The sequence below is a fragment of the Uliginosibacterium aquaticum genome, from assembly GCF_012972705.2.
Taxonomy (GTDB): Bacteria; Pseudomonadota; Gammaproteobacteria; order Burkholderiales; family Rhodocyclaceae; genus Uliginosibacterium; species Uliginosibacterium aquaticum.
Genome location: NZ_JABCSC020000001.1, coordinates 742,639 through 754,207 on the forward strand (window position 1 = coordinate 742,639; position 11,569 = coordinate 754,207).

Below are 11,569 nucleotides of genomic sequence, written 5' to 3' on the forward strand. Positions count from 1 at the left end.
TGGATTATATGCCCGGCATTGCCGAAAACCTGAAAGCTGTTTGTGCCCGTATCGACGCCGCCGGGCGGAAATACGGGCGTTTGGCCGGTTCGACCGGTTTGCTCGCCGTCTCCAAGACCTGGCCAGCTGCGTCCGTGAGGGCAGCTTTTGCTGCGGGCCAGCGGGCGTTTGGCGAGAACTATGTGCAGGAGGCGGTCGACAAGATGGCGGAGCTGCGGGATCTGCCGATCGAGTGGCACTTCATTGGCCCTCTGCAGAGCAACAAGACGCGGCTGGTGGCGGAGAATTTTGCCTGGGTGCATTCGGTCGACCGGCTCAAGATTGCTCAGCGCTTGTCCGAGCAGCGCCCGGAGGCCTTGCCGTCGCTCAAGCTGTGTCTGCAGGTGAATGTGAGCGGTGAAACCAGCAAGAGCGGAGTAGCGCCGGCTGAACTGGCGGCGCTGGCTGCGGCGGTAGCGGCGCTGCCCGGGGTCGAGCTGGCCGGCTTGATGGCCATTCCGGAGCCTAGTGAGGATGAGGTTTTGTTGCGCAGCCGCTTCCGTCAGTTGGTCGGGTTGCGCGATAGCCTGCGCGAGCAGTTGGGCTTGCCGCTGGAGACCTTGTCGATGGGCATGTCGGATGATCTGGAACTGGCGATTGCCGAGGGCTCGACGCTGGTGCGGGTCGGCTCGGCGATATTTGGCACACGTCAGAAAAACCAATAACGAAACACGGGAACCAAGCATGAAAATCACTTTCCTCGGTGGCGGCAACATGGCCTCTGCTCTCATTGGCGGTTTGCTCAAGCAGGGCTTCAGCGCCACCGACATTCAGGTCGTCGAGCTGTACGAAGCCGCACGCGAGCGCCTGCAGCAGGACTTTGGCGTGCGTGCCGTCGCGGCACTGGATGACGCGGCGCAGGCCTGCGAGGTGCTGGTGTTGGCGGTGAAACCGCAGCAGATGCGCGAGGCGCTGGCTCCGGTAGCCGGCAAGCTGGCAAACCAGCTGGTGGTGAGTATCGCTGCCGGTTTGCGGCTGGCTGATATCGGCCGCTGGTTGGGTGGCCACTCCCTGTTGGTGCGTGCCATGCCGAATACCCCGGCGTTGATCGGGCAGGGCATGACCGGCCTGTTTGCCGATGCCAGCGTGAGTGCGGCACAACGCGCGGCGGTGGACCGCATCATGGCGGCCGTTGGCAGCAGTGTATGGGTTGAAGAAGAAGCTCTGATCGATGCGGTGACCGCCCTGTCTGGCAGCGGCCCGGCCTATGTCTTCCATTTCATTGAGGCCCTTGAGGCCGCTGGCGAAAAGCTTGGCCTGAGTGCTGAGACGGCACGCCGGCTGGCCATCCAGACCCTGGTGGGCGCCTCGGCGCTGGCTGCTGCCAGCCCAGAAGCGCCGGCGGTGCTGCGCGAGCGCGTGACCTCCAAGGGCGGCACGACCGAAGCTGCGCTGAAGAGCTTCGCGGCAGACGGTTTCCTGCCCATGGTGGAGCGTGCGCTGACGGCAGCTGCTGCACGCGGCCACGAGCTGGGCGAGATTCTCGGCGCAGACACGAACTGAAAAGGAGCCGAACATGTTCTATGGAACTTTTGCCTTGATCCTGCAGACCGTTGCGGGCTTCTTCACCGCGCTGCTGTTGGTGCGCACGGTGATGCGCTTCCAGCGCATTTCCTTTGTCAGTCAGCTGGGACAGTTCGTGCTGGCGACGACCAACTGGGCGGTGCTGCCGTTTCAGAAATGGGTGCCCAGCGTGGGTAAGCTGGATCTGTGTTCGCTTTTGCCGGCCTGGCTGATCCAGGTCGCGGTGGTGCTGATCTTGGGGCTGATGGCGGGCAAGGTCGAGCCCGTGAGCCTGCTGCTATCGGCATTGGTGTTCGGCTTTCTGGGGCTTATCAAGGCGGCCTTGCAGATGTTGTTCTGGGTGGTGATTCTGAGCGCCGTGCTGTCCTGGGTGAATCCGCATTCGCCGCTGGCTGGGCCGTTGCACATGTTTACGCGACCCTTCCTGGCGCCGTTCCGGCGCGTGATTCCGCCGATCGCCAATGTCGACCTGTCGCCGCTGGTGTTGTTGCTGGTCCTGCAGATTCTGATGTTCTGGCTGCCCTGAGATGGCGGACTTGCCGGTCGCCGTAAGGCGTCAGCCGGACGGGGCCTTCACCCTGAGTCTGCATGTGCAGCCGGGCGCCAAGCGCACCGCGTTTGCCGGCCTGCACGGTGAGGCGCTGAAAGTGCGCCTTGCCGCGCCACCGGTGGAGGGCAAGGCGAACGCCTGCCTGCAGGCGTTCTTTGCTGAAGCGCTGGGTTTGCCGAAACGGGCGGTGACGCTGCTCAGTGGCGAAACGTCGCGGCAGAAGGTGGTGCGCATTGAGGGTGCGGATGAAGCTGCGCTGTTGCGCTTGTTCAGTGAGAACTGATCAGCCGGCTTCAACGCGGTTTTTGCCGGCTTTCTTGGCGCGGTACATGGCCTGGTCGGCGCGCTCGATCACTGTTTCGATACTTTCGCCGGCTTGAACTTCCGCCACCCCGGCGCTGAAGGTGATCAGCAGTTTCTGGTTGTCGTGCAGGAAGATGCGCTTGGTGAGTTCGCGTTGCACCCGGCGTAGCGCCGAGATGCCGTCATCCAGCGCGGTGTCCGGCAGCAGGATGAGGAATTCCTCGCCGCCGTAGCGGCCGGCCGAATCCTGCGGGCGAATGGTTTCGCGGATGACCTGGGCGATGTGTTTGAGGACTTCGTCGCCGGTCAGATGACCGAAGCTGTCGTTGAGTTTCTTGAAGTCATCCACATCGAGCAAGGCGATCGAGAGTTTGCTGCTGCGCCGCTTCATGCGCGCCAGCTCGCGTGCCACCATTTCGTCCAGCCCCTTGCGATTCAGCGCGCCGGTCAGCGGGTCGTGGCGGACCAGCTCGCTGGCGGTCTCGAGCTCACCTTCGAGGCGGGAAATTTCGCGATTGGCCTGGTCGACGGCGATGCGCAGATGCTGCAGCTCGTCCTGTGAATTCCGGGCACTGGTTTCGACCAGACGGGTTTCCTGCACGATGTCATCGATCAGCCCGGTGAGCTCCTGCAGGCTGCCGGCATGGGCCACGCGCTCGGCAAAAGCACTGACCTTGCTGTGGTAGTTGCCGGTGGCGTCCGCCAGCTCACCCAGACGCAACACGAAGTGGGCGAGCATTTCGCGCAGCTGGTTCTGCGCTTCGTTGAGGCTGCGCTTAAGGGTGCCTTGCTTGTAGATCACATCACGCAGGCGCTCGCCGAGCTCTTCGAGGGTGCTTTTGTCCAGTGGGCCGCGGAAGAGTTCCAGCAGCACCGTCATCTGGCCCTGCAGGTATTTGTCTTCAATGACCAGCTCACTGATGTTCTCGATGATCAGCTGGAGCAGGTTCAGCAGGGCCTGACGGATATAACTCTGGTCCTGCGCAACCCATTGCACCTTGTAGGCGAAGTTCTTCAGGCGCTCGCTGAAGGCTTCTTCCTCACCCGCGACCGGCTCGCGCAGCAGTTTGCCCAGGGCACTGGCTTCCTTGGCGAGTTCGGGGGTGTCGATCAGCAGCAGGCCGATGGCGCTATCCAGGGTGTCGGCCAGCAGTTTGCGCCAGGCTTCCGGCGCAGCATCGAGTCGTGCCGGTGTGCTGGTGGCGCGCTGGCGCGCGTTTTCTGGCTCGTCGTCGGGTGTTTCCGCACTGGCATTGCTGCTGGCGGGTAACTGGCTCCAGCCTTTGACCAGGCCTTGCAGGCGGGAGTAGAGCAGGTCGGGGTCGGCCGAGCTGCTTTCCATGATGCGGTTGAAGGCTTCTTGCTTGGTGACGCTGTTGAGGCCCATCTGGCGGCGCTCGATCTGTGCCAGCAGCTCGCGGATCAGGCTTCCCCAGGCAAGCGGTTCGCTTTCCTGTTCTGTAAAAAGATTGATCAGGTGGCTGCGAAAACTGGCCCAGTTGTGTTCGGCAAAAGCGGCTTCAAACTGGCGCGCGAGTTTGAGCTGTTCCGGCGTGGCGCGCGGCAGGGCAGCTGCAATTTGGCGCAACTGGCGCTCGGGGAAAGGGTCTTCAGCCTGGGTGCCCGCGATCTCGTGGTAAATCTCGCGAAAATTCTCCGGAGTCGGCAGGCTGCGGCGCATGGCCAGCCGGCGCAGGGTTTCGCGCGCGATTTCGGAAGGGGAGTTGAATTCAGCCATGCTGTGTAGCGTTTCGCCCGCAGGCCGCCCTTATTCCACCAGCCCGTGCTTGAGCCCGTAGTGGGTCAATTCGGCGTTGTTGCGCAGTTTCATTTTCTCCAGCAGGCGAGCGCGGTAGACGCTTACGGTTTTGACGCTGAGGTTCAGCTGCTCGGCAATCTGGGTGAGGGTCTTGCCCGAAGCGATCATGCACAGGGTCTGGTACTCGCGGTCGGAGAGTTTTTCGTGCGGCGGCTTGTCGAGGTCTTCGCCGATCGAGTTGGCCAGCTCTTCCGCCACGGCTGCGCTGACGAATTTCTTGCCGGAGGCGACCTGGCGGATTGCGGTGACAAGTTGTTCGGGCGCGCCTTGCTTGGACAAGTAGCCGGCTGCTCCCGCGCGCAGGGCGCGGATCGCGTATTGCTCTTCCGGGTGCATGCTGAGCATCAGCACCGGCAGCTTGGGGAACTCCTTCTTGATCAGCTTGAGCGAGTCGATGCCGTTGCGGTCCGGCATGGAGACATCCATCAGCACGACGTCGTAAGTGTTCTCGCGGATCAGTTGCAGGGCCTTGATGCCGCCATCGGCTTCGCCGCTGACTTCGAGATCCTCGGTGTCGGAGAGGATCTGTTTGAGCCCCTGACGGATGATGGCGTGATCGTCAGCGATCAGTACGTGAATTTTCCCAGTCATGTTCTTGTCCGTGTTGTCAGCTCGTGGTGAGCCCATCCACCCTGTTTACGGCAAGGTTATTGCCACCTTCAGTATATGCAGCCGTCAGTGGCGCGCGCAGGATGACAGTTGTACCACGCGGCTCGCGCTGCAGAAGCTCCATGTCTCCGCCCAGCCCTTTCAGGCGTTCGCGAATGCCACGCAGGCCGAAGGACTTGGGTTTGACCAGGTCCTGCTCGGTCAGGCCGCGCCCGTCGTCACTGATTTCGAGCACGATGTCGTTCTCTTCCTGCATCAGGCGCACTTCGACCTGGGCTGCCTGCGCATGTTTGCTGACGTTGGTGAGGGCTTCCTGGTAGGTGCGGAAGAGGGCCAGGGAGATATTTTCGTCGGTCTCGATATCGTGGTCGGCACACAGCACGGTACAGGAGATGCCGGCGCGATGTGAGTAGTCTTCGGCATAGCTTTCGATGGCGGCTGCGAGCCCGAACTCCTTGAGAATGCCCGGCCGCAATTCGCGGGCCACACGCCCGGCGGTCGTGATGGCTTCGTCGAGCATCACCTCGATATCGTGGATGCGGGCCAGGGCGGCCGGTTCGGCCTGGCCCAGCTTGCCCGCCAGCAGCTTGGCCGAGATCTTGATGCCGACCAGGGTGCCGCCGAGCACGTCGTGGATGTCGCGGGCAATGCGGTCGCGCTCGTCTTCCTTGACGCGCTGGAGGTGTTCGGAGAGTTCGGCCAGCTGGGAGCGTGAGGCGCGCAGCTCGGATTCGGCGACCTTGCTCTGGGTGATGTTCCACATGGCCCCCTCCCACAGCACACGGCCATCGGCCAGGGTGCGTGGTGAGCAACGCATGTTGATCCACTTAATGTCAGCACCTGGTGGCAGGATGCGCCCTTCCCAGTTCAGGGTGCCACCGCGCGTGCCGGCAAGGCGCAGGGCAGTGTTGAGACCATTGCGGTCATCCGGCAGAACGAGATCTAGGAGCGGGTCGGGGCGCGACATCAACACGTCGGCGGGGATGCCGAGCAGCATCATGCAGGCCTCGCTGACATACAGGAAGGGCAGTCTGCCGTCCTCCCCCAGAATCATCTGGAACAGCACGCCAGGGATGTTGGCCGCCAGCGCGCGGAAGCGCTCTTCGTTGGCTTGCACGGCTTCGAGCGCCATGCGCCGCTCCTGGCGGATGCGGGCTTCGTGGCGTTCGCGGTCGATCACGGGAGCGAGGCGGTCAAGTTTGTCCTTGCTGAGATAGTCCTGGGCGCCGGCGCGCATCATGGCGCAGGCCGTCAGTTCGTCCATCATGCCGGAGACCACAATGAAAGGCGTGTCGGGGTCCGCTGCGAGTACGGTTTCGAGCGCTTCGAGCGCCGAGAAGCCGGGCAGGGCAAAGTCGGAGATGACGACGTCCCATTTTGCGCCTTGCAGCGCAGCGTTCAGCTCGGCGAGGCTGCTGACCTGGCCGGTTTCCAACTGGTAACCCTCGCGACGCAGGTGGCGGGCGAGCAGCATGGCATCGTTTTCGTCGTCTTCGACGAAGAGTACGCGCAAGGGCGCAGATCGCTGCGCAGACGACATAAGGCCTCCGGAATCCCATGGCGGGACTGGGAGCGAAGATAGCACGGGCAGCGACAGGCTTGCTGCGCGGATCTGATCCGGATTAGCGGGCCTGATCGGGGCTTCCGCGCATGGTTTTGAGCTGCCGATGCACAGGGCTGTCGCTTCACGTAGAGGGCGATAATGATTGGCTATCGAAACGTTTTGTTTAATAAATTAGGTCTATTAATCCCGACTCCTTAATATGGCTTCTGTCGCTTCCGACAAACCCAATTTCAAGGAGCAAACCTCATGTCCTACATCAATTCCAGCGTCAAGCCCTTCAACGCCACCGCCTATCACAACGGCAAGTTCGTGCAGGTGTCTGACGCCGATCTGAAGGGCAAGTGGTCGGTGGTGTTCTTCTACCCGGCTGACTTCACCTTCGTGTGCCCGACCGAACTGGGCGACGTGGCCGATCTGTACCCCGAATTCCAGAAGCTGGGCGTTGAGGTGTATGCCGTGTCGACCGACACGCACTTCACTCACAAGGCCTGGCACGACACTTCCGACACCATCAAGAAGATCCAGTACCCGATGATTGGTGATCCGACCGGCACCATCACCCGCAACTTCGGCGTGATGATCGAAGAAGCCGGTCTGGCCGATCGTGGCACCTTCGTGCTGGATCCGGAAGGCAAGATCCAGATTGTCGAGATCAACGCCGGTGGCGTGGGCCGTGATGCCTCCGAGCTGCTGCGCAAGGTGAAGGCTGCCCAGTATGTCGCCAGCCACCCGGGTGAAGTCTGCCCGGCCAAGTGGAAGGAAGGCGAAGCCACCCTGGCTCCGTCGCTGGATCTGGTCGGCAAGATCTGAGCGTAACGATGTTTTTGTAGGGCCGACTTCAGTTGGCCGCCCATGTGCGGTGTGCGACTGAAGTCGCACCTACGAGATCGAGCAGTACGCCGGCCGCGCTTGCGAAAGACATCCTCTCTCGTTAGTAGCGGGCGTGGCCGGCATCTTTCCATCCCCCTCATCCCATCCCTGAGCCCATCGTCTCCGATGCGCTGAGGCATGGCATGAGTGCATGCCAAATGAATTCAACTGACGCAGGAGATCATCATGCTCGACGCTACACTCAAGACCCAATTGCAAAGTTATCTGACCCGTTTGCAGCATCCCATCGAACTTGTCGCCTCGCTGGATGACGGCGCCAAGTCCGCCGAGGTGCGTGAGTTGCTCGACGAGATCGCCTCGCTCTCCGACAAGATCATGCTGCTCGAAGATACGGATGCATCGCAGCGCAAACCTTCCTTCGCGGTACGCCGTGCGGGCTCGGACATGAAGATCCGCTTTGCCGGCATCCCGCTCGGCCATGAGTTCACCTCGCTGGTGTTGGCGCTGCTGCAGGCGGGCGGGCATCCGCCCAAGGTTGAGGCTGAGCTGATCGAGCAGATCAAGGCCTTGCCGGGGCAGTATGACTTTGAGGTGTTTATCTCGCTCTCCTGCCACAACTGTCCGGACGTGGTGCAGGCCCTGAACCTGATGGCGGTGCTGAATCCGAATGTGCGCTCGACGATGATCGATGGCGCCTTGTTTCAGGCTGAAGTCGAATCGCGTCAGATCATGGGCGTGCCGGCGATCTATCTGAATGGCGAACTCTTCGGTCAGGGTCGCATGACGCTGGAAGAAATCATCGCCAAGCTGGACACGAATTCAGCGGCACGCGACGCCGAAAAGCTCAATGCCAAGGCGCCCTTTGACGTGCTGGTGGTGGGCGGTGGCCCCGCCGGCTCGGCGGCGGCGATCTATGCGGCGCGCAAGGGTATCCGCACCGGCGTGGTGGCCGAGCGTTTCGGTGGTCAGGTGATGGACACCCTGGGCATCGAGAACTTCATCTCGGTGAAGGCCACCGAAGGCCCGAAGCTGGCGATGGCGCTGGAAGAGCATGTGAAGGAGTACGGCGTCGACATCATGAACCTGCAGCGGGCGCTGGCACTCAAGCCGGTGGCGGGCGGTGTGGAAATCACGCTGGAGAATGGTGCAGTGCTCAGGAGCAAGACGGTGATCCTCTCCACCGGTGCGCGCTGGCGCAACATGAACGTGCCGGGCGAGGCCGAGTTCCGGACCAAGGGCGTGGCCTACTGTCCGCATTGTGACGGTCCCTTGTTCAAAGGCAAGCGCGTGGCGGTGATCGGCGGCGGCAACTCCGGCGTGGAGGCCGCGATCGATCTGGCCGGCATCGTGGCGCATGTGACCTTGCTGGAGTTCGACAGCATTCTGCGCGCCGATGCGGTGCTGCAGAACAAGCTGCGCAGCCTGCCCAATGTGACGATCATCACTTCGGCGCAGACCACGCAGGTGACCGGTACCGACAAGGTTAATGGCCTGAACTACAAGGATCGCGTCAGCGGCGAAGTGCAGCACATCGAACTCGAAGGCATCTTCGTGCAGATCGGGCTGGTGCCGAACACCGACTGGCTCAAGGGCGTGGTGAATCTGTCACCGCGCGGCGAGATCGAGGTCGACGCCAAGGGCCAGACCTCGGTGCCCGGCGTGTTCGCAGCTGGAGACTGCACGACGGTGCCCTACAAGCAGATCATCATCGCCATGGGCGAGGGGGCGAAGGCGTCGCTGTCGGCCTTTGACCACATCATCCGGGACGGCGCCCACTGAGTTGGGGCTGCTTGTTTGCGGGCGTGAACGCCAGTCGCTTCAGGCCTCGCAACGCGAGTTGTCGTAAGCACGTTTCTCGTGCAGCCAGCCTTCCCCGGGGGAGGTCTGGCTGCAGACGCGCTGGCCTGTGGTCCGGCTTACCCACCAGTACCAGGCTGCCGGAGCGGCGGTGGCCGGGGCGAGGCAGCCCAGGGCCAGCAGAGCCGCGAGAATGCGCTTCACAGCTCGAAATCCGCCCAGATCGCGGCGTGATCGGAGGCCTGGGTGGCGCGGTCCACTACCTCGGCGAAGCGCTCGCTTTGCGCGATCTCTGGCGAGAAAATGCCGCGTCGCTCGATGCCGGCGGCCACCAGCCGCTCCCGCAGCGGCTGCGAGACCAGCAGGTAATCAAGCCGGCTGCAGTCGTCCTTGAAACGATGGGTCCAGGTTTCCTCAGGCGCTTTGTCGGTGGTCAGTACGTCGGTCAGGCCTGGCTTGCCGAGCAGGGCGGCGAGATTGCCCTCGGCCGGGTCTTCGTTGAGATCCCCCGCGACCACGACGCAATCGCGTTGCAGATCAAAGCGATCCAGATAAGCCGCCACATGCTCGGCCTGGATGCGGCGCCAGACGTTTTCCGGAGCCGGGTCCGAGGGGCGGCCCGGCCCCTTGCTCTTGAAGTGGTTGATCAGGAGCCACAGCGAGCGGCCGTCGGGCAGGCCCAGTTCGTATTCGGCGCAATCGCGGGCGAACACTGGATGCGGTTTGCCGGTGAGCGGCGAAATGAAGGTGTCGAACACATGAGTGCGGATCGAACGCAGCGGCAGGCGCGAGAGCAGGGCGACGTCGATGCCGCGCGAATCGTTGCCATCGATGCACATCTGCACCGGGTAGGGACTAGTGAATTCACTCAGTACGCTCTGGTTGAACTGCTGCAGGGTAGGGCGGTTTTCCACCTCGCACAGGGCGATCACCTCGGCATTTACGGCGCCGATCACGCGGGCGGTGTTGCGGATGCCTTCGTCCAGCGCGCTCATGCGCTGCCACTGCAGCCAGCCCACCCAGTCCGCTGCGCCCTTGGCGCGCAGGCCTAGCAGCTTGCGGCCGTGCATGGCGAGCAGACGCCCGCGCATTTCATTGAGCACGAACCAGGGGTGCTTGGCGTCGCCGCGATGCAGGAAGTATTTCTGCACCAGTTGCAGGATGCGCCGGCCTGTTTCGCCCTCGTAGCTTTCCTCGCGCAGCAGGGTGGAGAGCTCCAGACCGTCGCTGAGCACATCACTGCCATCCGGCGCGTTCAGGGCGGCGGGCGGGGCGAACAGGTTCTGGGTGTTGTAGCTGGCGATACGCAGGCGAGCCATGGCAGAGGCGGGGAATGAAGACTCCCGCACCCTAGCACAGGCCCGTCAGAAGCGTGCGCGCAGGGCCTGCTCGAACTCGGCAGCAGCAGGGCAGCCTTCGGCGGGCGCCCAGGGGGCTTGCTCTTCGGCGGTGATCGGCAGGTAGGGGCCGTCCTTGACCTCGAAGAATACTGAGCCGGTTTCGAGCGCGACGACACTGTGCCAGCAGCCCAACGGGATTTGCGCCCCGATGCACTGACTGTTGGCCGTGAGCAAGTGGGTGCTGGTGATTGCGCCGGATTCTTCGAAGAACACCAGGCCCAGTCTGCCGCGCACCATGAGCAGGGTTTCTTCCTTGCCGGGCGCCAGATGGCGGTGTGGCCGCACGTAGCTACCGGGCTCGATGGCGTTGAAGAAACGCTGAGCCGGGGCTTCAAGGTTAGGGTGAAGATTGTGGTTCTGGCGCCGGCGTGGATTTTCGCGGGCACGGACGCTTAGCGCATCCAGAAAGGCTTGATCGAAAAATCCGGTACTCATCCGCTTACTGATCGAAGCGGAAGGTTGCGCCGAAGTTCACATAGGGATTCAGGCGCAGGCCACTGCCGGAGCTGCTTGGGTTCAGCCCGGTTGTAGGTGCTCCGCTGCAGCTGGGAGCCATGCCGCTGCAGTTTCCGGCCAGTGCAGTGCCGACCTCGGCAGAGAGAGACCAGCGATTCTGGCGAGCCTGGCTGCTTTGCCAGCTCAAGCCGAGAAAGGGGACGGCTGCCAGCTGGCTGCTGCGCGAGGAAGCTTGTCCCGAGGTGCTGGCGGAAAGATCATTCCAGCTGACACCAACACTGGTATGCACGCCCTTGGCCAGCAGGGGGTAATCCGCGCGCAGGCTGTTGCGTACACTGGCCGCATCAAACAGGGGAGAGGACTGTGCTGCAGTGACTTCACCAGCGGCGCTGAAGCTGGAAAAGCTCAGGCGCAGCCCGCTTTCACCCGCTTGCTGACTCTCCGGCGTGTGCTTCAGGCGCAAGCCGGTCGCTTGAGCGTGGGCCGGCAGGGCTTGGCCTGCGAGGCACAACAAGGCGACGAGAAAGGGCAGGCGAAGCGAGCGCACGAGAAGGCCGGAGTTTGTTGAAAGGACGATTCAATTGTAGTCGGGCGACTGGCGTGTTGGCAGGGCCGTGGGTGTAAAACCGGACGAAAGGATAGCTGCCTGTCGACAAGATGCTACACAGCAATATGTA

The 11,569-nt window shown here is 62.7% G+C and carries 13 protein-coding genes; 6 read left to right on the forward strand and 7 right to left on the reverse strand.

All coding sequences use genetic code 11. The features are described 5' to 3' along the window. The first annotated feature begins 8 nt into the window (after positions 1-8). Genes HJ583_RS03405 through HJ583_RS03420 form a run of 4 tightly spaced genes read left to right on the forward strand, consistent with a single transcriptional unit; the run spans position 9 to position 2,396 of the window. Positions 9-704, forward strand: coding sequence for a YggS family pyridoxal phosphate-dependent enzyme (locus tag HJ583_RS03405; protein ID WP_170021310.1), 696 nt, complete (start codon positions 9-11; stop codon positions 702-704). Positions 705-723: 19 nt separating this feature from the next. Beyond that, the gene (proC, locus tag HJ583_RS03410; protein ID WP_170020500.1) at positions 724-1,542 is read left to right on the forward strand and encodes a pyrroline-5-carboxylate reductase; all 819 of its coding nucleotides are present in this window, start codon (positions 724-726) and stop codon (positions 1,540-1,542) included. Between the two features lie 34 nt (positions 1,543-1,576). Further along, positions 1,577-2,089, forward strand: coding sequence for a YggT family protein (locus HJ583_RS03415; RefSeq protein WP_328824815.1), 513 nt, complete (start codon positions 1,577-1,579; stop codon positions 2,087-2,089). A gap of 1 nt (position 2,090) precedes the next feature. Then, positions 2,091-2,396, forward strand: a complete 306-nt coding sequence (locus HJ583_RS03420) for a DUF167 domain-containing protein (RefSeq protein ID WP_170020504.1) — start codon at positions 2,091-2,093, stop codon at positions 2,394-2,396. On the opposite strand, the gene HJ583_RS03425 is transcribed toward HJ583_RS03420, so the two are convergent. Genes HJ583_RS03425 through HJ583_RS03435 form a run of 3 tightly spaced genes read right to left on the reverse strand, consistent with a single transcriptional unit; the run spans position 2,397 to position 6,384 of the window. Continuing rightward, complete coding sequence (locus HJ583_RS03425; RefSeq protein ID WP_170020506.1) at positions 2,397-4,154, reverse strand: GGDEF domain-containing protein; 1,758 nt, start codon at positions 4,152-4,154, stop codon at positions 2,397-2,399. Between the two features lie 30 nt (positions 4,155-4,184). Beyond that, positions 4,185-4,826, reverse strand: a complete 642-nt coding sequence (locus HJ583_RS03430; protein WP_101941691.1) for a response regulator — start codon at positions 4,824-4,826, stop codon at positions 4,185-4,187. Positions 4,827-4,842: 16 nt separating this feature from the next. Next, complete coding sequence (locus tag HJ583_RS03435) at positions 4,843-6,384, reverse strand: hybrid sensor histidine kinase/response regulator (protein WP_101941522.1); 1,542 nt, start codon at positions 6,382-6,384, stop codon at positions 4,843-4,845. A 270-nt stretch (positions 6,385-6,654) separates the two neighbouring features. Here HJ583_RS03435 and ahpC point away from each other — a divergent pair, with 270 nt between their 5' ends. Together ahpC and ahpF are read left to right on the forward strand one after the other, a co-directional pair. After that, complete coding sequence (gene ahpC / locus HJ583_RS03440; protein WP_101941521.1) at positions 6,655-7,218, forward strand: alkyl hydroperoxide reductase subunit C; 564 nt, start codon at positions 6,655-6,657, stop codon at positions 7,216-7,218. Between the two features lie 246 nt (positions 7,219-7,464). Continuing rightward, positions 7,465-9,018 (forward strand): alkyl hydroperoxide reductase subunit F, encoded by a 1,554-nt coding sequence (gene ahpF / locus HJ583_RS03445; protein WP_170020508.1) that lies wholly within the window; start codon positions 7,465-7,467, stop codon positions 9,016-9,018. 39 nt (positions 9,019-9,057) lie between these two features. On the opposite strand, the gene HJ583_RS03450 is transcribed toward ahpF, so the two are convergent. The 4 genes from HJ583_RS03450 to HJ583_RS03465 are packed head-to-tail and all read right to left on the reverse strand — an operon-like array spanning position 9,058 to position 11,439. Beyond that, the gene (locus tag HJ583_RS03450) at positions 9,058-9,240 is read right to left on the reverse strand and encodes a hypothetical protein (protein WP_170020510.1); all 183 of its coding nucleotides are present in this window, start codon (positions 9,238-9,240) and stop codon (positions 9,058-9,060) included. Next, positions 9,237-10,355 (reverse strand): endonuclease/exonuclease/phosphatase family protein, encoded by a 1,119-nt coding sequence (locus HJ583_RS03455; RefSeq protein WP_170020512.1) that lies wholly within the window; start codon positions 10,353-10,355, stop codon positions 9,237-9,239. The genes HJ583_RS03450 and HJ583_RS03455 overlap by 4 nt, the downstream gene beginning before the upstream one ends. 45 nt (positions 10,356-10,400) lie before the next feature. Further along, on the reverse strand, positions 10,401-10,871 hold the full coding sequence (locus HJ583_RS03460) for a WbuC family cupin fold metalloprotein (protein ID WP_170020515.1): 471 nt from the start codon (positions 10,869-10,871) through the stop codon (positions 10,401-10,403). Between the two features lie 4 nt (positions 10,872-10,875). Then, on the reverse strand, positions 10,876-11,439 hold the full coding sequence (locus tag HJ583_RS03465; protein WP_170020517.1) for a hypothetical protein: 564 nt from the start codon (positions 11,437-11,439) through the stop codon (positions 10,876-10,878). Positions 11,440-11,569 lie beyond the last annotated feature (130 nt).